The organism is Marivirga lumbricoides (assembly GCF_014636295.1).
Classification (GTDB): Bacteria; Bacteroidota; Bacteroidia; order Cytophagales; family Cyclobacteriaceae; genus Marivirga; species Marivirga lumbricoides.
Genome location: NZ_BMEC01000002.1, coordinates 159,809 through 185,795 on the forward strand (window position 1 = coordinate 159,809; position 25,987 = coordinate 185,795).

Genomic DNA, 25,987 nt, shown 5'->3' on the forward strand with positions numbered 1-25,987 from the left:
ATATAAGTTTAAACATATAATTTAATGAAAAAATTTGATAATAAAGTAGCCATAATCACTGGAGGCTCAGGAAGTATTGGTTTTGAGACTGCTAAGAATATGGCTGAAAAAGGAGCTAAAGTGCTTATTGTAGATATAGATGAAAAAGCACTTCAGGAGAAAGAGAAAGAAGCGAAAGAAGCCGGGCTTGAAATTTCATATTGCGTAGCAGATGTTACCAATAGCGATCAAGTGAAAAGTTATGTAGATACTTGTATCGAAAGGTACGGTAAAATAGACTTCTTCTTTAATAATGCGGGTATAGAAGGGGTAGTAAAACCAATTCAGGATTACCCAGAAGACACATTCGATAAAGTATTGGCTGTAAATGTTAAAGGGGTATTTTTAGGAATGAAGTATGTAATTCCTAAAATTGAAGATGGAGGAAGTATTGTAATCACCTCATCTGTGGCAGGTTTTCAGGGGAGCCCTGGCGTGGTAGCCTATACTACCAGTAAGCACGCTGTGATTGGAATTATGCGTACTGCCGCTCTGGAACTAGGATCGAGAAACGTAAGAGTGAACTCATTGCATCCTGGTGTGGTAGATAACAGAATGATGCGTTCTCTGGAAGATGGTATGAATCCGGGACATGGAGATGAAGTAAAAACTCAGATGGAGAATTCAGTGCCATTAAAGAGATATGCCACTTCAGAAGACATTAGTAATATGGCTACTTTCTTGTTTTCTGATGAAAGCAGCTATGTAAATGGTACTACCCTCTCTGTAGATGGAGGAATGAAAGCGTAAGCTTAATACCCTGGATTTATTTTGAAAGGCCCGGCTATCCGGGCTTTTTTTATGCCATTGGTTACAAAAAACTATTAGTTTTCCCTACCTCAGGTAGATCAGCTACTTTCATCAATAAAGCAGAAGTACTTTGCAATCAAAAAGTCAGCTCTCCCATTTAAAAAGCTCAGTTTTTGTGGCTATAAGGTAACACCTGGCTGATACTATAGATACTCATAAGTGATTTGTCAATCCAAAGGAATAACCCATTCATTTTTTTCCTCATTAATAGTTCCTCCCATTTCTTCTTTCACTACTCTATCAATCACCGTAAGCCCTGTTTGCGCCATATTTTCAAAAGTGTCTATCCCATCATTAGGGAAGTTTTGTCGGGTTCTGTGAATATTGAATCTGTTAGAGAATGACCTATCAAAAGCCTCTTCAACTCCTTCCTTCCCTATCATAAAACCGATCAATCCTCCCCAGGTAGCTGTGGGATTGTCGGAATCCCAACCTGAGAGTGTGCCAATCTTTATAGTTTTTTTGAGATCACCCTCGCCATAAAATAGGCTTACTAAGCTTGAAGCAAAGTTGATCCCTGCGGCAAAGCAACCATTACAGTACAAGTTCTTTGCGGTAATATCGTAACCATCTTCCTGATTGACCTGATATTTATAATATATAGAATCCCTGGTTTGCTCCCACGGAATACCTGACTGGTATAACCTCTTTGTGTAATCAAACATTTTTGCTGGATAGGTGCTATCCGGGAGCACCTTTCTGGCTTCATCAGCCATCTCATGTATACGCTGACTCAAAGTCTTTCCTGTATTCAAAGAAGCCAATGAATGCATAGTAACATAAAAATTTGCAATATATTCTGCCTCTTCTCTGGCAGTGGTTTGAACAGGTAGAAGTGCAATTCTGGTAGCTACATCCGGCCTTGCAGGTGCAAACAGGCCAAATATTTCTGTTGTAAGCTGAGCATCAATCATTTCATAATGCTCATTGTTTATCGGGTTTCCAGTTTCAGGGGGTAAAACGCCTTCCATCATAAGATCAAAAGCCCTTTGGTTAGATACCCACAAGTAGTTTTCTTCCTCAGCTTTGATGTGCTTTTTCCAGCCCTCCCGTATTTGCTCAGGTGTTAAAATGCTGGTCTTATTGACAAACATCAGATACTGGTACATATACTCAATATCGGTATCATCATCGGCTCCCCAAATTTCATCTTCATCTCTAAGAACAAAATCAATGGTTTCGGATAAGTCACTAGGCACCCCTTCTCCCCATATACTGGGTTGATCAGGTTTGCCCCAATCTGCACCGGTATAAAAATCTCCGGTTTTTATCTCTCCAATGTTTCCAATTTTATCCATTTCCGTTACTAAACCCGTCCAGTTAGCAATGCACTGCCCCAACCAAAAACCATATAGTTGATCAGCATATTCTTCACGCGATAGGGTGATGTGGTCTTTCTCCTCTTTAGTAAAGCCCTCTTCCCTATCACTATTTTTACTATCATTCTTGCACGAGGAAAGTATGATAAGGCAAAATGCTATCTTGACGAAGTTTTTCATAGTAAGTAATATATCTTTTCTGTGAACGGATTACATAAAGAATCGTACAAAAATAGAGTATTCTACAGTTTATGGAATACTTAAAAATAGAAATATTGAAGTAAATTGTAAAATAGGTAGCTTATAGCAGTAAATGCCAGAATTATGAGAGTTGTCCTTCCCAGGTTTTTGGCTGAGAATTAAATATTAGAACGGGTTCAACAGGATATGATTCCTGTATATTATTAATCTGGAGTTTCCGTTTTCATGTTGCGGTTCCAATGTAAAACAACTTATCTGCTAACCAGTAGTATAATTTCATCATATTTAAGAACAGTACTGTAGATAGCGAGTCATAACGTCTTTGTGTATGGCTCGTTGCTGGAAATCAGCTATGATTTCCCTCCATAACCAAAAGCTAGCGAATAAGATTGAATTTCCGAAAGGAAATTCAGCAGCAATGAGCTATACATGGTGTTTTAAACCATTTTATTTAACGTAATTTTTATTTTCAATGTCTATATTATTCCAAAGTACCTTAAGAATCCAAAGAGAATTTTTAGAATATTCTAATTCAATTATGTCTCCTATTTTTATTTTTTCATAAACTTTATATTTAACGTAGTATTCTTTAATATCTTCATTTCCTTCAAATTCAATTATATATGTGGTTCCTCCAGAATCAGATTCTGTACGTTTTTGGGCCACTTTCACTTTTGTTGCTATTTTAATTTGATTTTTTAAATCTTTCTTCGAATTGTCTCCGAATATTATATTAAAAACTATGTAAACAGTTATAGTAAAGAAAAAATATGCAATTATTTTTAGAAATATTGGTGTCGTAGATTCCATAAAGTAAACTATAACTCCTAGAAGAATAAAAGCAATAAAAAAGGCTATATTGGATTTGTTTCTTTTGGATTTTATCTTAGCAAGATCGTCTCTTGTAAATCTTAATTCAAATTTCTCCATTTAATTTTTTGTTCGACTTTTTAATGGTTTACAACGCCAGAATATAGTAACCACAGTTGTTATATACGTATTATATTTTTCCTAACCGACAACAAACATTTACAAAACGCTTAATACCAGCTTCAGATGAGTAATGATAATAATAAACCATTACTTAATGAAATCCTACTTATTCATCTAAAAGCAATGAAAACATCTGTAAGTAGGTAGCACTTTTTGCTTAAAAATGACGGAAAGGTTTTTATAGAATTCTGCGCTCCAATTTAGCTAAACCCATAAGGAAAGTAGCTCACCTATAGCGCTTTATAAATTATCTGTTTATATTTAACACAAAACTAACCGAAGCTTCACTTCTAATATTCTTCTTCTTTATTTGTGCCTGCATCGCTCGCTTTACCTACGGACAAAATGAAGCGGATTCTTTACGTCAACTTGTTCTTATTACCATCAACAATTCGCTAAATGCAACTTAAAGCACATCATCCATTAGCATTTCTTTGCTATCAACTTTTCTTTTCAATTTGCTTATCTCCCCATTGTCTTAAGTGATTAATAAAAGAGATCAATTCAGAACCGGTTTCAGTTAAAGAATACTCAACTTTTAGAGAAGCCTCTCCTCACCTAACCTTCCAGTTGTTCAATGAATCTCGAACCATTATTATTTCTGAAGTATGATTAGATATTTTTACTTCATTATTATTTATTTCAAATGCGCAAATTAAGGAATCACTCACGAGCATCTTATCAAGTAATTCTCCATTCATATTTTTATATGTTAGCTGCCTAAATACAATTGTGTCTGATGATTGCATATAGAAATCAAAAGATTTTTCAGGTTGTCTGTTTTTAAAAATTTCGATAAAATGATCTTGTCTAACTTCATAATTTTCACCAAAACTCCACCATCCTGTTGGATTGAAATTTATGAATTTAGTGGAATCTATCTTATAGTTAAATAACTCCAGAGATCCAGAAGTTACATCCCAGAAGTCCCAAATTTCATCAAACATATCTGAATATATAGAATCCTCAGGGTAATACGCTCTGTAGAGCTTTTCAACTGAACTTTGAGAAAGTGGCTGCTCAAAAAGCTTTTTGTTCAAAGCATCTACACTTGTTAAACCAACATTTCTCACAACTTCATTGCCGTTCTCATCAAATAGTATGATAGTCGGAAAAGAGTTGATACTATTTTTAACAAAAATCTTTTTTGCTTCTTCGCATTTTTGATTAACGACAATAAAGTCATAGTTATCTTTAATTCTTTTCTGTATCTGGTCATTTTCCAAAATACTTAATTTGAGTTGCTTACTTGGTGATTTTTGATATTCATTATCCGGTACCAAACCCTGCTCATCAAAGAAAATTATGATTTTTTTTGTTTCTAGGGACTCTATTTCCGAGCAATCTGGAGACATGTTATAATAATATGATCTGTCGTTGCAGCATTGAAACAGGAATACAGATATTAAGAGGAATACTAAATTTTTCATTAGAAAATCGTCAATTTAAAGATAACGTTAAGAATATGGTGCGTTAGGCTATTCAAGTCTCCAAACTTCCAATTCGCTACATATTTTATTAAATGTAAGCATTTTCAACTTTAGCACTATCTGCCCAATGACCTATATTTAGTGTTGGTAGCAGTTTCTCTTGTCAGCTTATCCATAAATTATATTCTTTGATTAATTTCCATTTACTATTTTCCTTTTTGAATAGTAAAATGCTTCCACTACCGAAAAGCCAACCACCTTGTCCACTATGTTCAACGACAACAACAGTTTTGTCTTTATTGAAAATTGGCTTAGAATAGTGGTGATGCCCATAATTCCCAAATAGTTCTCTAAAATTTACCCAATAATCTATTGTGTCATTTTCTTGAGCTTTGTAAAGGTCTTTAGGTGTCAAGCACCATACGTTTATTAACTTGTTTTTGTCCCACAAAAACGTTTGACTATCAAATTGGGATTTCAAATGATTTTTTTCCTGAATGGTCAGAATCGTATCAGGTTGTGAGTTTATGAACTTCTTTAATTCCGAACTGTGCTTTAATGAAAAACAGTTTAATTTTATAAACTCCCGTCTATCGTCAATAGCACTATCTGCTTCAAAAAGCGTATAATTCAAAAAATCATAAATTTCTTGTTCGGAAATTCTCCAAAAATGAAGGCCTAAAAAAAAACTAAATGTGCTCAGTATTTTTCATTCAAGAGGGTTGTGCAACGGCTACCGTTGTTGGTACACGTTTTTTTTATATTTCTTTTCTCAAATTACAGTTACAACCCACATGAAAAGGAAGTTTTGGAGGTCGGTTTTTACTGTATTTTTTATCGCATTCTTTCCTGGCTCGTTGGCATATGAAGTCAGGAACAAAATCTTCATGTTTCTCAACTCTAAATCCTTTAATCCAAGATTTGTCGCCTTTTATGTCTTCTGTACAGCGTTCTGAATCTCTGTAAGTATGTGTCAATAGTCTTATGTACTCTTTAACGTATGACCATGAAGCAGATAGGCTGTCTAAATCAATATTCTTAAACTTCTCAGGTAAAGGTTTGATTTTAAACATTGAACGTGTCGAAACGTGCTTGCCGATATTGTCTAATAATTTTGGGTTTTCTTTCAAATAGTCAACAGCTTTTTGCTTTCTTTTAAAAAGTCCTTCTTCTTTTTCAGCAATCTTATTGAGCGTTTTTAAAGTTAGAGAAAACAACACCTCTTCATTTGGGAGGTCGCTGCCCGAAATGGCTAAATCTGCTTTTAATAAATCTTCAAATTCTGTTCTTTCCCAATTGCTTATAATCTTGTCTTTACGATAACTAAAGCCGATATATTTGGAAATGGTCTCGAAACCATATTCTTTAATTAGTTCATCGTCAAAAGTTTCAGGTATATCACTTCCTTCAAAAAGTATATCAAGTTCACAAGCTGCTTTTTCGTAAAGATTATTGATTGCTTCTTCTATGAATTCATTTTCAATATCCAACCTATCCATTTCGGAAGCTGATTTGTATTCGTCCGATTTTGCCTTTGCCTGTTCAATGAATTTGTGATACTGTGGCTTATACTCTGAAATGTAATCTTCAATCTCTTTGCACTTTATATTGTGAGCAGTAAATAACGGGAGTAAATCCTTTTCCTTATTCCAAATGTTATCGTCTCTCAAGATTTGAATCGCCTTCTTAATTTCCTTTTGATTTGCGTTGTATAAGGTGAGTTCAAATGTGCTTTTAGGATTTATTACAATAGGGTTGTTTAACTCCTTTGTTTCGGCAAGAGGTTTTCTTTCACGAGAATCCAAATTATCAATGATTTCTCTAAGTGAGTTTAACATAGGCTTAAATCGGTCATTGTCTGAGCCGTTTTTGTCAAACTCTGAAATAGTCATATCTGCAATTTCAACAACCTTTTCTTTTCTTCTCTGCTTTGCATCATCTCTTTTAAGGTTTTCAATCTGTTCCAATTGCTCTTTATAAAATCCGTTGAAACAGTTAAAAAGGCAATCAGAATAGTAATCGGTTAAGTTTTCGTGGTCTGGTCGAACTAAAAGTTGAAGTTCGTAGTCTTTTAAAATTCTGTCATAGTACATCGACTTGTATTGGTCGATTGCCACTTGTATATCAGAAATATATCTTTTGTTGTGTGAGGCTTTTACAAAGTCATCATACATCTTTGAAACGAAGTCATATCGTCCAATTAATGTGTCAAGATTTTTGGTAGTGTTCAGTATGTTAATACTTTCAAGAAGTTGAAGACCTTGACGCTGAATCTGCATTAGAACATAATTGAAATTCCTTATTTCAGCTTCTCGTTGTTTTTGTTTCTCTTTAAAAAGTGCGACTAAGTTTTCTTCGTTAAGGTCGATTGTCATTTCAGTTGTATTACTGCCGACTTTCCGACTTGTTAAATTCACTAAATCATCGGTATTTGCTTTGCCTTTGTTAGGATTTGATACGGGTTGAAAATGTCTCGTTTTTTGATTTGTCTTATTGTACTTTGAATTAAATTTTTGGTCAGAATATGACAGTAACACTATGAAGTCAATTAGTCCGACAAACACAGGAATAAAAGTCCAACATAGAAGCAAATAAACTATTCCGAGTATTGGTTGTCCAAGGTAGAACCTGTGAACTCCAAAACCACCTAAAAAGAATGCCAATATTGCTGCTGTCGTTTTACTTTTCATGTGTCGTTTTTAATGTGTGCCAACAATTCGCTAAATACACCAAAAGGTGCATTTATTTACTTTATATTTTTCCTAACCAACAAACGACTGTAAACATTTACAAACGCTTAATACCGGCTTCAGATTAATAATGATAATAATAAACTATTACTCAATGAAATCCTACCCATTCATATAGAAGCACAGCAAAATACCTATAAGTAGGTAGTAGCTTTTGCTTAAAAATGATAAAAATTTTTTCATAGAATTCTCCACATCAATTTTAACTAAAAATTCGAGTAAAGTAGCTCACCTGTAGCCTTTTATAAATTATCTGATTATATTTAGTATAAATCCTACTACAATGAAACTTCGTTTGCTATTTCTATTGATTTTAATAGGTAACCCAAGCTTCTCTTATGCACAAAACGAAGTCGATTCTTTACGTCTGCTCATTAAAAGCCAACCTAACGATTCAAATAAGGTCAATACTTATCTCTACTTTTTCTATACCGATTTATATTACAAGAATCCTGAAGAGGTAATCCAGTTTGCCAAAAAAGCTGCAGCGCTGAGCAATGCCATTGATTTTGCCAAAGGTGAATCAGATGCTTACAACACAATGGGCTACATGTACCGCATTCGTAGTGAAAATGACTCAGCACTCTTTTATTTTAAGAAAGGGGTAAAAGTAGCAGAAGGAATAGATTATTTGTCTGGTATGGCAGATGCTCATACAGGTTTGGGAAATACTTATTGTCAGGTTGGTGACTGGCAAAAAGCAATTCCACATTTCGAAACTGTAATTAATGAAGCACAAAAAGCCGGAAACAATATTTTAATAGCCAGTGCTAACAATAACATTGGCAATATATATCTTTCAAAAGGAGCTTATATTAAAGCCCTTGAGCATTATCAGAAAGGTGTTGACCTTGGAAATCCTTCCATCAAGGAAACATCTCTCATCAACATCGGACTTGTCCACCAGCAATTGGCTGATTTTAGCAAAGCCAGGAAATACCTGGAAGAAGCCGTTGCACTTTGTAAAAAGTCTGGTAATCAATATGCGCTTGCTTTTGTATATCAGCATCTTGGCAGTATAGAGCAGCAATCGGGCAACTATCATTTAGCCATCGACTATTTTAATGAGGCTACACAAATTTTTACTGATATTAATGAGCGATACAATGTATCTGATATTAAAACCAACTTAGGCAACTTGTATTTTGACCGCGCCAATTATCAGAAAGCTTTATCACAATATCGTGGCAGTATTGCCATACAAGAGTCCATTGACCATTATGTAGGGATCTGCAATAACCTGTTAGGTATAGGGAAGGTATTATTGGCTGAGAAAAAATATGAGCCTGCGGAAGATACACTTCTTTTGGCCCACCAAATGGCTGATACACTGGAATTATTACCAGCAAAAATTGCAGTTGCGGAAAGGCTAAGTGATTTGTACAAGAGCAAAGGAGACCTCGCCAGGGCTTTAAGTTATTATGAATCTTACAAAGTACTCAGTGATAGCCTCACCAACTTAGAAAAGTCTGAATTAGTAGCCGAAATGGAAGCCAAGTACGAGATCAGCCAGAAGGAACAGAAAATAGAGTTATTGAGTGCTGAAAATCAGGTGGCTAATCTTCAACTACAGAAACAACAAAATCTCAGAAATTACCTGTTGATTTTAGCCATCGTACTTATTTTGTTGGTGGCTTTGGGCTACAGTCGCTATCAGCTCAAAGTAAAAGCCAATCAGAAATTAAAAGAGCTGGACACTTTGAAAACCAATTTCTTCACTAATATTTCCCATGAATTTCGCACCCCACTTACTTTAATTTTAAGTCCTTTAGAAAAAGTGCTAAGAAAGCATACAGATGAAGAAACCATTCAGGACTTGCAGGTAGTTCAGCGGAATGCCAATCGCTTGTTGGAGTTGATTAATCAGTTGCTGGATCTTTCTAAACTGGAAGCGGGCAAACTTACTTTACAAGTAAGAGAAGGTAAGCTCCGGGAATTACTTGAAATTATAGCAGCTTCTTTTGAATCTCTGGCTGAGTCTAAGGAAATTGATTTTAAAATTACTATTCAGGATTTGCCTGATGAGGCTTATTATGATGAAGATAAATTATATAAAATTCTCAACAACTTACTATCCAATGCCTTTAAGTTCACTCCCACAGGAGGAAAGGTTTTACTTAGCGTACATTCTACAGAGGGGAAATTGGTGGTTAGCATAAAGGATAGTGGTTCCGGTCTGTCTTCTGAACAGCAACTACAAATATTTGAAAGATTCCATCAAAATGAACAAACTGCAAAAGTAGGCGGAACCGGTGTGGGCCTTACGCTAACCAGAGAGCTGGTAATGCTTCATGGTGGCACCATCGCAGTAGATAGTAAACCAGACAAAGGAAGCACATTTAAATTCACCCTTCCACTTACAAGACAGGCTTATAAACAGTCCGCCTTTTATGAAACTACTGCTTCTGAAATTAAAGTTAAAAATGTGTCTCACCAAATCCCCCGGGAAGAGCCCTCTCCTACTGAAACCAGCTTACCCATCGCCCTTGTGGTAGAAGATAATACTGACTTAAGAAACCATATAAGTAGCTTGATGCAAAGCAGTTATACAGTTCACACAGCCCGGAATGGAAAAGAGGGTTTAGAAAAGGCGCTCAAGCTGATTCCTGACATTATCATTTCTGATTTGATGATGCCGGAAGTGGATGGCATGGAACTATGCCGGCAGTTGAAAGCGGATGAGCGAACCAGCCATATTCCTATCATTATGTTGACAGCTAAAGCAGACCAGCCAAGTAAACTTGATGGACTAAAAACGGGTGCGGATGATTATCTCACCAAACCTTTTGATGCAGATGAATTGAACATTCGAGCTAAAAACCTGATTGATCAGCGAATAAAGTTGAGGGATAAATATTCCGTGACTTTAATGATCGCTCCTTCAAAAATCGAGGTAACATCCCCCGATGAACTCTTTATAAAGAAAGCGCTAAGCATTGTGGATGAACATATTAGCGACCCGGAATTTACAGTTGAAAATTTTCAAAAAGCCATTGGCATGAGCCGCATGCAGCTACACAGGAAACTGAAGGCACTCACAAACCACTCTGCCAGTGAGTTTATTAGAGACCTTCGGTTGCAGCGTGCTGCTGATCTGTTAACAGTTCATGGCACCACAGTGGCTGACGCTGCCTACAACTGTGGTTTCAATAGTCTTTCTTATTTTGCCCAATGTTTTAAGGAAAAGTATGGTGTAACGCCTTCTCAATATGAGAGTGCTTCACTCATACCTCGCTCATAATCACGGAAAATAAAGGTCGTCACTGCCTGCCTACAACCGTGATCTGTGGCTCACAGATCACTTGATGCATATCAACTTATTATTTAAAGGTCTGTGAGCCACAGACCTTGGTTATAAAACAGACCTTGGTTATAAATAAAAGTCGTCACTGCGAGGGAGGAACGACCGCGGCAGTCTCCCGTTATATTTTATTAGTAAACTTAAGCAGGAGATTGCTTCTTCACTCGTACCTCAATACATCACAAACGAAACAGCCTGCCTAAGCCGACTATTTGGACTACTCAAGGAAAATGAAATTGAACTCAAAAACTAGATATACTGACCTTAATAAGTGTTTCTTAAACTTTAAAACTAAGTATAAAACCTCAAAAAAGAGATATTTCACTAAACATTGAGGCTTCAATTACACTTTAAGGTAGTTTAAACAAAATTTTATTCTTTATCTTTTTGCTACTATATAAGTAGCTTAAACGGATAGTTGTGAAGCCACCTTTGCAGAACTCACCCCTGATTCGTCTTTGACAAATCTGTCCCCTCTCTCTTGAGGAGAGAGGGGAGAAATCTCGTAAAAATCGATATTATTCATTAAACTTACTATTGTTACGTAACAATGACCGCTGCAAATATTCCCTTCTCTTCATAAAAGAGAAGGGTGGGCCCCGCCAGCTGGCGGGGTTCGGGATGAGTTCAAAAAGCTGGAAGTTGACAATCGCTGACCAGCGGCAAGTTATCTCCCTTGAGGTTTATTTCCAAGGCTGCGATGACTTGATCAAAAAGATGCAAAAAATCAAGATCCGTCAGCTGACGGACTCCCACACTACAATTCAACGCGCTCCCCGCCTTTTTGTCAACCAGCCCGCTCGGTTTTAGCAAGACTTGTGCCGAACGATCGGGATATTATTTGATTATCGAACAGTGCAGTATTTACCCTATTTGGTGCTTAGGATGAAACAATCTTCCTTAAACAGGCACTTTATTCTCGAATTCTAGTCAAAAAAACTACTTTTAAACCTTCTAAACCCTCTTTGTTACATTTCTGATAGTATTTGGGATATATCTGACACCCTTTGTTTTTTATTAATCCGACTTTCATAAGACAAACGAACACGAACCTTAATATCAATCTTATGAAACGCTTAATAATAGCAGCCCTTTGCCTGGCCTGTTGCCTGAATGCACACCCTCAAACAGATTCTATAGCGCTGGCACAGCAACAGGCACGCGAAGCCCGCAATAAAGAAATCGCACATAATTTCTATAAAGACCTGTGGTTTACCAACAACACGGGTAACTATACCTTATACATGGCCGATACCTATGTGGCCCATGATATAGGAGACCGAAAGAACGTTACCGAACCCGCCATAGAACAGAAAATAACAGCCGATAGGTTCTGGAATAACGGTACCTGGGATTCAAAAATTAACTATCAGCTGGCTGATGGCGACCTTGTGGCCACCCGATGGGAAGCTACCTACAACCCCACTACGCTTTTGGGTAAGGTTGTTTTTGGATCAGGTACCATTCCCATTATCAATGTTTTCCGCTTCAATGAAGAAGGTAAAATTGTGGAACTTTGGAACCACCGGCATGATATCGATACCAACCAAACCATGAGGTTTACCATGAAAGGATTGCTCATTGGCCTTATCATCGCTCTAATCCCCACCATCATCGCTATTAGGTTAAAACGAAAACTCAAAAGAGCACTACACTAATTTTCACTTAAACAAATCACCAGTATGAAAACTGCAAAAACACTAATCCCCGCAATAGGGATTGCCCTTGCCATGGCCTGTGCCTCAAAAGGAGCACCTGTATCTACACCTGCTACCGATATAAAAGTAGAATTGGCTCGGATAGAAACCATGCGAAATAATTTTCAGCAGGCTATTAAAGAGAAACGCTATGCCGATTTAAGCAAATATTCCACCAAAGATATTATTGCGATAGGTCCGGGCAGTGCCGATTGGGAGGCGTATCGCAAGATGCGCGAAGAACCAAAAGGCTTATTCAGTTACGACAGCATTATTATGCATCCCAAGGAAACGGTTATTGTGAGCGACACTGTAGCGTATGATTTTGGAGTGAGTTCCGTGTACTACACCGATTCATTGGGCAATACCATTGAACTGAAAGACTCCTTCCTGGTCATCCTGAAAAAAGACAAGGAAGGCAACTGGCGATTGCATAGGGAATTGGCTTCAGCCCAGGTGAAATAGATCCTCTTAAAACAGTAACACTATGCAACCGACTCAACCCCATGAACGCCATCTTATTTTAGATGTGCTACGCGGATTCGCACTAATTGGTGTGCTTTTCGCCAATATGCCTTATCATTCCGGCTTCTGGATGTTATCTCCTGAAGCGCAGGCAAATATGCAACAAGCAGAAGCGGGTCATGTACTCATGTGGCTACTACATTTCTTCTCAGACGGGAAATTCTACTCTATATTCTCTATGCTTTTCGGAATTGGTTTTGCCCTACAATTACAGAGATCACTAGATAGAAACGAGCCATTTGCAGGTCGCTTTTCCAGAAGACTGCTCATTCTGTTTTTGTTTGGACTCCTTCATGCAGTCTTCTTTTTTGTAGGGGACATCCTTACGGTCTATGCTTTATTGGGTTTTGTATTGCTACTTTTCACTAAAGTTTCCGATAAAGGCCTGTTGCGTTGGGCTATCATCCTTCTGATTATTCCAGTTATACAATATGCTTTCATGTGGTATGGGCAGCAGACTGCTTCAATTGCAGAGGTAACAGGAGCTGCCGGAGCCCCTCCCTTTGAGCAATTAATACTGGCTTATCAGTCGGGTAGTTTAAAGGATATTCTTATGTTCAATGCCGGAGGGCTGGTTTTTGGTAGGTATCCTGACTTGATTTTCACAGGCAGGTTTTTCAGGGTATTTGCGATGTTTTTACTAGGCTTTTATGTGGCTCGTAAACAATTCTTTGTGAACATCGCAGCTCACCGACCACTTTTCAAAAAAGTAATGATGTGGGGCGTGGTCATTGGTATCCCCTGCAATGTGGTACTTGCACAACTGATGACAAGTGAGGCTTATTATTCCTTTGCTCCATTAGGCATTATTCAGCCAATTGTCTACGCTTATGGAGTGCCTGCTTTAGGTCTCTTTTATGCGTGTGGCATCGCATTGCTCTACCAAAAACAAATATTTAAAAACATTTTATCGGTACTTGCTCCTTTTGGCAGGATGGCCCTTACCAACTACATCATGCAGAGCATCATTTGCTGCCTTATCTACAACAGTTATGGCTTAGGCTTATTTGGTACCGATGGGCCACTGGCTTTTACAGCAGTAGGATTGGGCATATTGATATTTCAGTTAGTCTTTAGCCATGTCTGGTTGACCAAATTTCAATACGGCCCGATGGAATGGCTATGGCGTGTAATTACTTATCGTAAAATGCAACCGATTAAGAAGAATTTAGGAGTTGCTAACCTCTAACAACCAGAATAATGGAAAAATATAGAAGCCTTCATTTATGGATGATTATCCCAATGGTAGTTATGCAGCTGGGTATTTTCATGGACTACTGGGGTGATTTCTCCGATAATGCCTGGTCAGTACATATTCATTACTGGACAGGCACCATCTGGTATATCTACCTGATTATTCAGCCTTATTATGCCACACATGGCCAAATGGAGAAGCACCGCACCAATGGAATCATTGGCATGTTTCTGGCCGGGGGAGTTTGTCTCACTGCTCTTTCTATGATGCATCGGGACATTATGGTCTCTGATCTGGCGCTTGCCGAACCCGAACGGTTTGGCCCGTTTAAGCCCTGGTTGTTCTTTGGAATTGCCAGTATCGAAATCATTATGATGACGGCTTTTGGCTTCGCAATTATCATGAGCATCATCAAGCGAAAAAGTCTGGAAGACCATGCCTGGTGGCTCATTTCCACGGTATTTCTTATTATGATGCCTGCTGTGGGCAGAGGTATCCAAAATCTGTTTATTATCACCAACATAAAGCACTGGCCGGATATTGACATCATCACGCCTATCTATATCTCGCAGGCACTCATCATTCTGCTCCTCTTGCTAACGGCATGGAAATATAAAAAACTAAAGCATCCCGCTACATATCTGGCGGTTGTAGTCAATGTCATTTGTTGCTTTGTGGTACCGATCGGTAAATCAGAAGCCATTCAAACCTTGCTCAGAAGTATGATAAAAGGGTAAAAGATTATCTCTCTAAACAAAATCTAACATGAAAAATACTATCATCTACCTCCTCTTAAGTTTGTATGCAATAACCTCTCAGGCGCAGCAAAACTCTCAAAAAATTGATCGTCAAGCGGATAAAAAAGCAATCATGACCACTATTGAAAACCATAATAAGGGTTGGGAAAACCGAAATGTAGCGCTGGTACTAAAAGATTATGCCGATTCCACAGACTGGACGAATGCTTTTGGCGACCGGGTACGTACAAAGCAGGAGCTGCGTGAGCTTTTAACAGAAATATTCACCCTGGATTTCGTGATGGCGGGCAAGCAAAACTATGCTGAAAACGACCTCACTTTTCTTGGTGATAACATAGCCCTGTTAAGATCAAGGAATCTCCGGGAAGGTCAAAAATATAGTAATGGAGAAGCGATGCCTGATCGCGATATCAATCACTTACGGGTATATGAGAAAATAGATGGGCAGTGGAAAATAGTGAGTCATATGATCAGTCAGGCGCATGTCAAACGATAACTTGTATCTTTCCCGCTTCCCCTATAAGCAATTCTGCAAGTTGATCAAACGCTTAAAATCATGAAAAACTACTTCCTACTAATCATTTTCTACCTGATGCAGACGGCCGTTATTGGACAGCCCGATGAATCAAAAAATAACGTGCCTTATACAGGCCCAATCATCGATATGCATTTACATGCTTACCATGCTGATGCCAATGGTCCACCACCACTTCCGTTTTGTGTACCTATATCCACTATGATCCAGCATTTTGATCCTAAAGATACCTGGATGGAAGTGGTGATGAAAGCATCAGAAAACCCGAACTGTGAAGGTTTACTCTTGTCGCCCGAAACAGATGAAGAACTGATCAAACAAACAGTAGGGCAGCTCCAAAAGCATAATATAACGGCTGTGTTGAGTGGAGAAGTAGATTTTCTGCCAGACTGGTTGAAAGCCGCTCCTAACAGATTTATTCCCAGCTTGAAGTTTAGCTTACCTGCAGACGAAATGCCTATAGATAGTCTTGAAGCGATTATAAAAGCTAATAATATCAAAGTGATTGGAGAAATAGGTAACCAATATCATGGCATAGCTGCAAATGATCCAGGAATGGATAAGTATTGGGAGTTGGCGGTTAAACTCGATATTCCTGTAGCTGTTCACCTGGGTTCAGGTCCTCCGGGCGCTCCCTATCTGGGTTTTCCAAATTACCGCGTGAAGTTTTCGAATCCACTTCAACTGGAAGAGGTTTTAAACAAGTATTCCGGTTTAAGGATGTCTGTCATGCATTATGGCGAGCCATTCATAGATGAGATGATTGCCATGATGTACACATACCCGCAGCTATATGTTGATTTGGGCGGTATTATGTGGACTTATCCCAAAGCTTATTTTTATGAGTACCACCTAAAGAAAATGGTGTTAGCTGGTTATGGCAAACGTATCATGTTTGGCTCTGACTCCATGAACTGGCCAGGCCTGATTGGGAAAAGTATTGATATTATCAATGAGGCTCCGTTTCTCTCTTTAGCTCAAAAAGAAGACATATTTTATAATAATGCAGCCCGTTTTTTAAGGCTTGAAATTAAAAAGTAAAATAAAAAATGTGATGAAAAAGAACTTCTACACCACAAACTACTTCTTCGGGTTAAGCATCGTTATTTTTATCATGAGCCTGATTGCTTTCTCCGATAATATGATTACTGATGTCAGCCAAGCTAGTAACAGTAATCCATTTATGATTATTCACGGTTTAATCATGTTTTCCTGGACGATAGTTTTGATCATTCAAACCAATCACATCCGAAAGCTAAATCTTACTCAGCATAAAAAATTTGGTATAATAGGTTTTATCATTGCTATTCTCATGCTGTTAAGTATCAACTATCTCGCTTATACAGAACCTGATTTTGTGGATTTACCATTTTTTGGGAAAGCCAACCGAATATTTGTTCCTGTATTTGCTTTTATGTTGTTATTCTCCTACCTGAAACGACATAATAAAGTGCTCCACCAATACCTCATTTTTGCTGGGATGTTATTGTGCATGGAGCCTATACTCAGCCGCTTTTGTGGAAATTTAGGACTCAACCCCATAGTTTATGCTGCTCCCATATGGATACTTTTATGGATATCCTTTTTCATCTACGATATAGCCGCCAGAAGGAAATTACATCCCCTACTGTACGGTGGCCTTATCTTTATCATTCTGGTATTTCAAATGGTGGGTAGCTCCTGAATTTTTGTATTCCTCACACACCTAAAATAGAGTCATGAACTTTTTTTTCGCTAAAACCCTCAATGCAAACGATTTACGATGACATAAATCATTTTTTAACATAATATAATTCAGAGATGCTTATAAGATATGATCGTAACTTCATGATAATAAAAGCCGAAAGAGCAACTTATTAAACCCAAATTTCCACCTAAAAACTACGGTCATGAAAAAGGTAAATCTTCAAAGTCTTTTACAAAGCATCGAGCATCTTGGCATCCATAATGCCAGAGGTATTCAATGGAATCTGGAGCCGGCTGAACTGATTGAAGAATCAGTAACAAACGGAGATGGTGTACTAGCTGATAATGGTGCACTTGTATGTAATACCGGTAAATTTACAGGTAGATCACCAAAGGATAGATACATTGTGCGAGACCAAAACACTGAAGATAAGGTGTGGTGGGGTAATATCAATATTCCATTTGAGCCTGAAAAATTTGATCGCTTATATGAGAAAATGGTAGACTTCCTGGGTGGTAAAAAGCTTTATGTACGTGATGCAGCGGCCGGAGCTGATCCTGACCACAGACTGAGAATACGCGTGATCGATACACAAGCATGGCATAACCTGTTCTGTTACAATATGTTTTTGAGACTTGAGGAGGAAGAGTTGAAAGACTTCGAGCCAGACTTTACCATATTGGCTGTACCAGGTTTTAAAGCAAATCCTGAGGAAGATGGCACAAGAGCGGAAAACTTTGCGATCATCAACTTTACCAAAAAGCTAATACTGGTAGGTGGCACCGGCTATACCGGTGAAACCAAAAAAGGAGTATTTAGTGTGCTTAACTTCCTGCTACCTGATAAAGAACATATCTTATCCATGCACTGTAGTGCCAATATGGGTAAAGAGGGAGATACTGCAATTTTCTTCGGTTTATCTGGTACTGGTAAAACCACACTTTCTGCGGACCCTAACAGATACCTGATAGGTGATGATGAACATGGCTGGACTGACAAAGGTATTTTCAACTTTGAAGGCGGTTGCTATGCAAAAGTAATCGACTTAACACGCGAAAAAGAACCTGAAATATGGGATGCTATTAAGTTTGGCGCCATTCTGGAAAACACTAAGTTTTATAAAGGCACCAGAAAGGTAGATTATACCAATAAGGAAATTACGGAGAATACCCGCGTAAGCTACCCGATAGAGCATATTGCTAACGCGAAACAACCAAGCGTGGGAGGTATTCCTAAGAATATTTTCTTCCTAACCTGCGATGCATTTGGAGTGTTACCTCCTATTTCAAAGCTTACTGTAGGCCAGGCCATGTATCATTTCATATCTGGTTATACAGCGAAAGTGGCGGGGACAGAAACAGGTATCACTGAGCCAAAACCCGTTTTTTCAGCCTGCTTTGGTTCTCCTTTTATGCCATTGCACCCTACTCGCTATGCTGAGTTACTGGGAGAAAAAATGGCTCAGCATGATGTAAATGTGTGGTTAATTAATACAGGATGGTCCGGTGGTACTTATGGCAAAGGAGCACGTATAAAATTAAACTACACCCGCGCTATGATTACCGCAGCACTACAAGGTAAACTGGACAATGTAAAATACCAGGAGCATACTGTATTTGGGGTTCAGGTTCCGCAGGAATGTCCTGATGTACCAGCCACAATACTTAATCCTGTGGATACCTGGGCTGACCCTGATCAGTACTATGATAAAGCGGAATATCTGGCGGAGATGTTCATAGAAAACTTTAGCAAGTTTGAAGAGTTCGCTAACGATGACATTTTGAAGGGTGCTCCTCATACAGGCAAAGTGGATATTTGAGAAGTCCTGTTAGAGGATGAATTCAAAATGGTAAAATCCCCGGACTGGTTCCGGGGATCTTTAACCTGCACAAAAAAACAAATCCTTTATTTAAAGTAGATAAATCGGAATAGCTTCGGCAAAGCTTTCCTTCGATTTAATTGCTTTTCTTTTCACTTTTAAATGCAATAAGATGCTTTTCAGATTATTGGTAAGCTGGTTCTTATGTTTTATGAGCGTACTTGTTGCCTCTGCTCAACCCGATAGTACACAGCGGGATGATCAAAGCAACACACTGACCTTGTCCGCCCCGAAAGTGACCATTCATGGTGGTATACAATTATGGGCACGGTATAACCAAAACAACCCCGGCACAACTGATCCTTCCGGTGTTACCTCCTCTCATTTTGAGGATATAGCCATCAGAAGAGCCCGAATTTCCGTTACACTCAACTGGAATGACCACCTTTTTGTGTACACCCAGATGGGTACTAATAATCTTTCTTTCAATAAAGGTTCTGCCAAACAACCTATTTTCATTCATGATTTATGGATCAAAACAGCCGGTAATGACCATAAGTGGTTTATTGGAGCTGGTCTGAATGGCTTCAACGGTATCTCCAGATTATCCAATATTTCTTACGCTAAAAACTTCATGCTCGATAATCCCGGTTTCAATTACCCTAATGTGGAGCATACCGATATTATGGCCAGACAATTGGGCATTTTTGGAGGCGGTTACCTGGGGCCGCTGAATTACAGAATAGCGCTTACCAAACCTTTTACTTATGAGCAAACACCTTCTTTAACCCCAGGGATTGCAACAGAAGTTGGTAGTGAATCTTTTGCCTATAAAGGCTATTTCTACTATCAGCTTTTGGAAAATGAAAAAACCAGTTCCTGTTACCTGCCTATGAGCTATCTGGGAAAACGTAAGATACTCAACCTGGGGGCTGGTTTTGATGTACATCCAAAATCTATTCAATATCTGCCGGAAAATGATGAGGGATACACCATACAAAGCAGACATACCATGGCTTTTGATGTGTTTTTGGAGCATCCTTTGCAGAACAACCATTTTATAAATGCTTATCTGGCCGGCTACGCCTATGATTATGGGCCAAACTTCCTGAGAGCGGGTGGCATCATGAACATTGGCCAAATGACCGATGCCGACAGAGCTGTATTTCCGCAAGGTCCGGGCAATGCACATTATGTATTCGGAACAGGAAAAGTGCTGTATTTTTCCTCAGGACTCGGCATGGCTACTGCTTCTAAAAGTATTTGGCAACCTACCTTTGGCTTTACATATAAAGAGTTGGAAGGCCTGGCAGATAACTCATTCAGTGTGGATATAGGGTTGAATTACTTCCAGCAATCACACCAGCTTAAATATTCTTTACAATTTTCTAACCGACCTGTTTACAAAGCTCAAGGTATGGAATTAGTACTTGAAAGCTATAAAGGGCTGGCTATAATGCAAGTGCAAATTTATCTTTAAAGATATACGTCATGAAAAAGCCATTTAGCAGAAACCACATCAATCAGGACCTTTTACGTGTAGATTTTTGGCGCAAAATCGCGCTTCAAAAGCGTCCGCCAATCTATGTAAAAAACACTTTGCTATTTCTGTTATCGCTGCTAATCGGTTTTGCAGTAACGCAAAGTTTAAAAACCGCTGAAGGAATACCTCAGGAAGCCGCTTACATGGGAGGAATATTCGTGATAGCAGCCTTTTTATGGATAACAGAGGCACTACCACTGTTTGCCACGGCACTATTGGTTATCGCATTGGAAGTCATATTTATTGCCAACCCAGGAGGCTGGGAAAACATGGGGTTTAGTAATGGAGAGAGTCCTTCTTACAAAACCTTATTGGCCCCGTTCTCCGATCCAATTATTTACTTATTTCTCGGTGGCTTTATTTTGGCACAAGGTTCGGTAAAAGAAGGGGTAGATAAAGCACTTGCCAGCTCCTTATTAAAGATATTTGGCGGCAAACCACTTTGGGTAATGTTGGGTTTTATGCTCGTAACCGCGGTATTCTCCATGTTTATGAGTAACACCGCTACCACTGCCATGATGATTACCCTCATCCTGCCAATACTTAGTACCATCCCGAAAGGCGATAAATTCAAAAAAGGATTGGTGCTATGCATCCCTTTTGCGGCCAATATCGGGGGAATGGGCACACCTATTGGGTCTCCTCCTAATGCAGTAGCTGTGGGTTTTCTAAGAAGCAGCGGCTTCGAAATCTCCTTTATGCAATGGATGATCATTGCCGTACCCCTGACCCTTTTTTTATTGTTATTTGCCTGGCTTTTAGTTTGGTTTCTCTATAAACCAACTGATAAAGGGCTCAGCATCAAAACGGAAGCACATGCCATTGATGCAAGAGGGTATTTTGTCATCGCTATCTTTAGTATTACCATTTTACTATGGCTGACTGATTACTACCATAAACTACCCTCTTCAGTAGTGGCACTCCTTCCTGCTGTTGCTTTTACCTCCACAGGAATTATCAACCGTACCGATTTCAACAACCTGGAATGGCATATTCTCATGTTGATTGCCGGTGGTATTGCACTAGGTTTAGGAATGAAACTTACCGGTCTGGATCAGATTATTGTAGGGCTCATACCCGATAATAATACCTTTGTATTCTTATTGCTAATAGTTACCACTATACTGTTGAGCACGTTTATGTCCAACACAGCGGCAGCTAACCTCATTATACCTTTGGGTATTTCATTTGCAACCATGTCTGGTTTTACCGAAAACACCATGTTCTATGGTATTGGAATTTCTCTGGCAGCCAGTTTAGCCATGGCTATGCCCATCAGTACTCCACCAAATGCCATTGCCTATTCAAAAGGTGAGCTTGCTACTTCAGACTTCATTAAAGCGGGAACTGTTATTGGTGCAGTGGGTGTATTGCTGATATTATTTTTTGTAGAGCGTATTGTTAACTTCTGGCTGGAACTCTTGTGAGGTGCACCATACATCTACCAGAATGAGAACTATGATACGCACAATAAGAAAGTGCTTGCATGATCTTGAGAATATTATCTACCGAATAATACAAAACTAAAAAATTCGTTTAAACTAATTATTTAGTTATAATTGTAACATGAAGCATCCATATCTTGTTTATCTGTATTTTATACTTTCCTTGCTTGTTAGTTGCCAATCTGCTTATGGTCAACAGCCTAAAAAAGAGATCTCTTTCAAACCGCCTTACCAGTTCAACAAGGAAATTGAAGACCAGATTGCTACCGATACAGTACCGTGGAAATACCAGACCGCGGCAGCTGCCTATGCTGCTAAAGGAGATCATCAAAAAGCACTTCTCACCTGGGATGAAGCTATGGGCAAAAGAAATATGGCCTTTAGCCAGGCAGAAGCTGATTCGATCAGGAAATTGTACCATCCTGTGCCTGCTATTCCTTACATTATCAAAATTGCGGCTGAACATGAAATTACCATCATTAATGAAGCACACCATAGCAACTTACACCGCGCTTTCACTACCAGCTTACTAAAAGATTTGTACGAAAAAGGCTACCGGCACCTGGGGTTAGAAGCACTAGCTAATGACATGCATCAGGATAAAAAACTGAATGACCGTCAATATCCGATTCAAGAATCAGGGTGGTACCTGAAAGCTCCGGCCTTTGGTGAACTCCTGAGGCAGGCATTGGAAATTGGTTACACTGTTTTTCCTTATGAAAATACGGGAAAACGTGAAGAGCGCGAAGTACAGCAAGCCCAAAACATTTACGCTCACATGCAAAAGCACCCGGGAGAAAAAGTGCTTATCCACTGTGGTTTTGACCATGTGCTGGAGGGTGAGCATGAAGCCTGGGGCAAAGCCATGGCGCAGGAATTAAAAGACTTATCCGGGCTGGATCCTTTCACTATTAATCAGGAAGATTACAGTGAAAAAAGTGAGGCGCAATACAACCCAAAATTACTGAAGCTATTCGACATTAAGGAAGCTTCTATATTATTTGATCGGGATAAAAATGCTTTTGCTTATACACGCAGAAAATCCTTCACCGATGTAGCTGTTCTGCATCCTACCACCACCTATGAGCAAGGAAGAGCCGACTGGCTTTTCGCAGATAAGCAGAAAGTAGCGATTCCAGTAAATGGAACAGAGCTCTCCTTCCCTATCATGCTGCTCGCCTATAAAGCGAATGAACCTATAAAAAATGGAATCCCTGTCGATATAGTGGAAATCGCCAATAAAAATGACACCGCTACTTTGGCATTATCCTCAGGTCAGTATACCATAGTAGCACACAGCCACACTGGAAAAAGCATCTGCTTTGATTGGTTGGTGAAGTGATAAATCTTTTAAATCTGCCGGAACAGACTTCTCTACTATCTTGTAGATTTATACTACTCATTTATAGTACTTTCTGCAGTTTTCTCAATTTCTTTTCTCTCTAATAAATTATCTTATCCTTTCATTTCTTCAACACCATTACAACTCGTCTATTGAATGCCTTTCCTTCTTCAGTCTGGTTAGTAGCCACCGGACATATTTCTGCTACTCCTTCAGGAGTTAGCTGCGAAGCAATTACACCGTACTTATTGATCAATTCTTTCACTTCAATAAAATGGGCCTTTAAAGCCTCTTTTTTTCTAATCATGTACTATATATAATTTACTCAGCTGATACCTTTTACTATTTCTCAAACAACGGCTCACTTAATTCCCTCCAGGAGACAGAGAGGGAAAAGTAATTGCAGAAGCCTATGATGACAAAATTCTATCAACAATCATCCCATGGTCCATTTTTGGTGATGTTAATATATTCATTTCCTGCTCTTCGGTAGAGACCATCTCCACCTCCAACCCAGAAACGACCTTGTTTGTCTTCTAAAATGGATTGCACCGCACGAATATTTAAGCCGACTTGTTGGCTATAATTAGTAATTTCACCTTTCTGATAGCGATAGATACCGAAACCTTCAGCACTAAACCATATACTTCCCTTCCTGTCTTCATAAATTGTACAGACCTCATTATTTCCAATTCCGTTGTCTGTGGAGTAGTTAACAAATGACTGACCGTCATACTTACTAATGCCACCAAACCTGGTGCCAATCCAGATATTTCCTTTTGAGTCTGCCAAAATGCTCATCACATGCTTATCGCTCAATTCATCTGTTGGGGTAATAGCAGTAAACGAATTTCCATCATATTTAAAAACACCTTCACCATCTGTACCGAACCAAAGATTACCTTGTTTGTCTTCCGCTATACTCCGCACCACACTCTGCGGGTGGTTGGGAATAGGAAAAGACTTAAATTTGCCATCATCGTATCGAGACAAACCTTTTGCTGTGCCAGCCCATATTATTCCTTTGCTATCGTGGAATATACTCCAGACCCTGTCACTGCTTAGTCCATTTTGAGTAGTAAAGTTGGTAAAAGCTTTACCATCATATTTTGATACTCCTCCGTTGGTAGAAAACCACATATTTCCTTCTCTATCCTCAACTATACCTGTTACCTGGCTACCAATTAAACCTTGCTTATCAGAAAAGTAAGTAAGCCTGTTACCATCATACCGGCTCACTCCAACGGCATTGGATGCAAACCAGAGGTTTCCTTGTTTATCCTGAAATATTTTCCTCACGTATTCGCTAATCTGCGCATCTTTGTCAAATACCTGGTAATTGGCGCCATACAAGGTATTCTCTACCTGAGTTTGGTACATAGCAACATAAGCTTGTTTATTGACCGCTTCTGTCGGAGCAGTACTTATTTCTTTATTACTTTCATGCTCATAGTTTAACTTGTTGGGTTGGCTACAGGCAGCCATCCACACTAAAGTGAAAAGGAGCAAATAGCTTTGGGGCGAAAGAGTTTTGTTTTTCATCGTGTTGAGATTTTTTGTTTGTACAATGTTACGCTCATACGCCTATTCGCACGTTAAACCAGTGTAAATTAATGTAAAAGAAGTGTAAATCATTTCTAATAGTAGCAGAATCGGATAGATTTGTAATATGATGAGCCTTCGTATTCAAACAGCCCTTTTCGTTATAGCAGCAATGCTCAACTTTTCCTTTTGTTTTGCTCAGGAAGGTATAAACGAAAAGCATATCCAGGTGGCTATGCGTATGATCGGGCATCAAATCCTGCTCAATTCAGGTGACAGCAGTTCACTCGTATTGCCCATCACAAAAGCAAACGACAGATACAGTATTCAGTTTGAGAATGAGTTACAACTGAACCCTGAAGTGCTTGTTGCAACAATTGACAGTGTAGTAAGGCAGGCCGGCATAGCCAAAAGTTATATTGTAGAGGTGGTAGAATGCACTTCCCACAAGGTGGTTTATAGTTATGAAATAGGGAATTCGGTTAAAAATGATTTGGTGCCTTGTATTAAAAGGATTCTTCCTGAAGCATGTTACCGGATTCAGCTGATTTTATTGGAGCAAGAGAGCTGGATCAACTCTTTACACGCATTACCTTCCAAGTCTGGTAAAGCAACCATGAAGGCAGAAGGAAACAGTTACCTTTTTCCAACTTTAATAGTTATTGGGCTGCTTCTCTTAACAAGTTTGTGGCTATATTTTCATAAGAAGCAGTCTCCGGTTAAACCTGACCCGAATATAATTCCCGTGGGCGACTATCTATTCAATAGTAAAAGCATGGAGCTTAGGTTCCAAAATGAAGTTAGTGAGCTTTCCAGCAAAGAAGCCGATTTACTTACTTTATTGCTCAGTTCAGCCAATAGCACTGTAGAGCGAGAATATATTTTAAAGACTGTTTGGGGGGATGAGGGAAGCTACATTGGGCGTACGCTGGATGTTTTTATTTCCAAATTGCGCAAAAAACTGGAAGGCGATGCTAATGTAAAAATTGTGAATGTTAGGGGGATTGGTTATAAGTTGGTTTTGAAGGGATAAAGATTTTCCCACCAAGTAATAAT

At 38.8% G+C, this 25,987-nt stretch carries 21 protein-coding genes and 1 pseudogene; 14 read left to right on the plus strand and 8 right to left on the minus strand.

Going from position 1 to position 25,987, the window contains the following annotated elements:
- Positions 1-24: 24 nt before the first annotated feature.
- The gene (locus IEV85_RS03370) at positions 25-789 is read left to right on the plus strand and encodes an SDR family NAD(P)-dependent oxidoreductase (RefSeq protein WP_188460390.1); all 765 of its coding nucleotides are present in this window, start codon (positions 25-27) and stop codon (positions 787-789) included.
- A 227-nt stretch (positions 790-1,016) separates the two neighbouring features.
- Here IEV85_RS03370 and IEV85_RS03375 read toward each other — a convergent pair whose 3' ends face one another.
- From IEV85_RS03375 to IEV85_RS03400, 6 genes and pseudogenes are all read right to left on the minus strand, one after another.
- Positions 1,017-2,348: an ADP-ribosylglycohydrolase family protein gene (locus tag IEV85_RS03375; RefSeq protein WP_188460391.1), complete on the minus strand. Its 1,332-nt coding sequence runs from the start codon at positions 2,346-2,348 to the stop codon at positions 1,017-1,019.
- A 468-nt stretch (positions 2,349-2,816) separates the two neighbouring features.
- Positions 2,817-3,299: a DUF2500 domain-containing protein gene (locus IEV85_RS03380; protein ID WP_188460392.1), complete on the minus strand. Its 483-nt coding sequence runs from the start codon at positions 3,297-3,299 to the stop codon at positions 2,817-2,819.
- Positions 3,300-3,802: 503 nt separating this feature from the next.
- Positions 3,803-3,895: pseudogene (locus IEV85_RS25190) on the minus strand (winged helix-turn-helix transcriptional regulator); the annotation flags it as partial.
- A 21-nt stretch (positions 3,896-3,916) separates the two neighbouring features.
- Positions 3,917-4,792 carry a thioredoxin fold domain-containing protein gene (locus IEV85_RS03390; protein WP_188460393.1) on the minus strand — a complete coding sequence of 292 codons (876 nt, stop codon included), beginning with the start codon at positions 4,790-4,792 and terminating at the stop codon, positions 3,917-3,919.
- Positions 4,793-4,955: 163 nt separating this feature from the next.
- Positions 4,956-5,426, minus strand: a complete 471-nt coding sequence (locus IEV85_RS03395) for a hypothetical protein (protein ID WP_188460394.1) — start codon at positions 5,424-5,426, stop codon at positions 4,956-4,958.
- Positions 5,427-5,550: 124 nt separating this feature from the next.
- Positions 5,551-7,482 carry a TM2 domain-containing protein gene (locus IEV85_RS03400; RefSeq protein WP_188460395.1) on the minus strand — a complete coding sequence of 644 codons (1,932 nt, stop codon included), beginning with the start codon at positions 7,480-7,482 and terminating at the stop codon, positions 5,551-5,553.
- A 343-nt stretch (positions 7,483-7,825) separates the two neighbouring features.
- Between IEV85_RS03400 and IEV85_RS03405 the strand changes: the two genes are divergently transcribed.
- The 12 genes from IEV85_RS03405 to IEV85_RS03460 all read left to right on the plus strand — a co-directional run bounded on the left by IEV85_RS03405 (position 7,826) and on the right by IEV85_RS03460 (position 23,389).
- A complete protein-coding gene (locus IEV85_RS03405; RefSeq protein ID WP_188460396.1) occupies positions 7,826-10,783 on the plus strand; it encodes a tetratricopeptide repeat protein in 2,958 nt (985 codons plus the stop codon).
- Positions 10,784-11,910: 1,127 nt separating this feature from the next.
- Positions 11,911-12,501 (plus strand): nuclear transport factor 2 family protein, encoded by a 591-nt coding sequence (locus IEV85_RS03410; protein WP_188460397.1) that lies wholly within the window; start codon positions 11,911-11,913, stop codon positions 12,499-12,501.
- A gap of 24 nt (positions 12,502-12,525) precedes the next feature.
- Positions 12,526-13,005, plus strand: a complete 480-nt coding sequence (locus tag IEV85_RS03415) for a Cif family virulence factor (protein WP_188460398.1) — start codon at positions 12,526-12,528, stop codon at positions 13,003-13,005.
- A gap of 22 nt (positions 13,006-13,027) precedes the next feature.
- Positions 13,028-14,254, plus strand: a complete 1,227-nt coding sequence (locus IEV85_RS03420) for a DUF418 domain-containing protein (RefSeq protein ID WP_188460399.1) — start codon at positions 13,028-13,030, stop codon at positions 14,252-14,254.
- An 11-nt stretch (positions 14,255-14,265) separates the two neighbouring features.
- Complete coding sequence (locus tag IEV85_RS03425; RefSeq protein ID WP_188460400.1) at positions 14,266-14,997, plus strand: hypothetical protein; 732 nt, start codon at positions 14,266-14,268, stop codon at positions 14,995-14,997.
- A gap of 133 nt (positions 14,998-15,130) precedes the next feature.
- Positions 15,131-15,514 carry a DUF4440 domain-containing protein gene (locus IEV85_RS03430; protein WP_188460401.1) on the plus strand — a complete coding sequence of 128 codons (384 nt, stop codon included), beginning with the start codon at positions 15,131-15,133 and terminating at the stop codon, positions 15,512-15,514.
- A gap of 60 nt (positions 15,515-15,574) precedes the next feature.
- Positions 15,575-16,594 carry an amidohydrolase family protein gene (locus IEV85_RS03435; RefSeq protein WP_188460402.1) on the plus strand — a complete coding sequence of 340 codons (1,020 nt, stop codon included), beginning with the start codon at positions 15,575-15,577 and terminating at the stop codon, positions 16,592-16,594.
- A 13-nt stretch (positions 16,595-16,607) separates the two neighbouring features.
- Positions 16,608-17,237: a hypothetical protein gene (locus tag IEV85_RS03440; RefSeq protein ID WP_188460403.1), complete on the plus strand. Its 630-nt coding sequence runs from the start codon at positions 16,608-16,610 to the stop codon at positions 17,235-17,237.
- 205 nt (positions 17,238-17,442) lie between these two features.
- Entirely contained in the window at positions 17,443-19,059 is a 1,617-nt protein-coding gene (gene pckA / locus IEV85_RS03445) for a phosphoenolpyruvate carboxykinase (ATP) (protein ID WP_188460404.1), read from the plus strand.
- Between the two features lie 172 nt (positions 19,060-19,231).
- Entirely contained in the window at positions 19,232-20,539 is a 1,308-nt protein-coding gene (locus tag IEV85_RS03450) for a hypothetical protein (RefSeq protein WP_188460405.1), read from the plus strand.
- A gap of 11 nt (positions 20,540-20,550) precedes the next feature.
- Positions 20,551-22,029, plus strand: coding sequence for an SLC13 family permease (locus tag IEV85_RS03455; protein ID WP_188460406.1), 1,479 nt, complete (start codon positions 20,551-20,553; stop codon positions 22,027-22,029).
- Positions 22,030-22,168: 139 nt separating this feature from the next.
- A complete protein-coding gene (locus tag IEV85_RS03460) occupies positions 22,169-23,389 on the plus strand; it encodes a TraB/GumN family protein (protein WP_188460407.1) in 1,221 nt (406 codons plus the stop codon).
- Between the two features lie 121 nt (positions 23,390-23,510).
- Here the strand turns inward: IEV85_RS03460 and IEV85_RS03465 are convergent, their stop codons facing one another.
- Both IEV85_RS03465 and IEV85_RS03470 read right to left on the minus strand, forming a co-directional pair.
- Entirely contained in the window at positions 23,511-23,696 is a 186-nt protein-coding gene (locus IEV85_RS03465; protein ID WP_188460408.1) for an OmpA family protein, read from the minus strand.
- 122 nt (positions 23,697-23,818) lie between these two features.
- Positions 23,819-24,931, minus strand: coding sequence for a two-component regulator propeller domain-containing protein (locus IEV85_RS03470; RefSeq protein ID WP_188460409.1), 1,113 nt, complete (start codon positions 24,929-24,931; stop codon positions 23,819-23,821).
- A 127-nt stretch (positions 24,932-25,058) separates the two neighbouring features.
- Here IEV85_RS03470 and IEV85_RS03475 point away from each other — a divergent pair, with 127 nt between their 5' ends.
- The gene (locus IEV85_RS03475; protein WP_188460410.1) at positions 25,059-25,964 is read left to right on the plus strand and encodes a helix-turn-helix domain-containing protein; all 906 of its coding nucleotides are present in this window, start codon (positions 25,059-25,061) and stop codon (positions 25,962-25,964) included.
- The last annotated feature ends 23 nt before the right edge of the window (positions 25,965-25,987 follow it).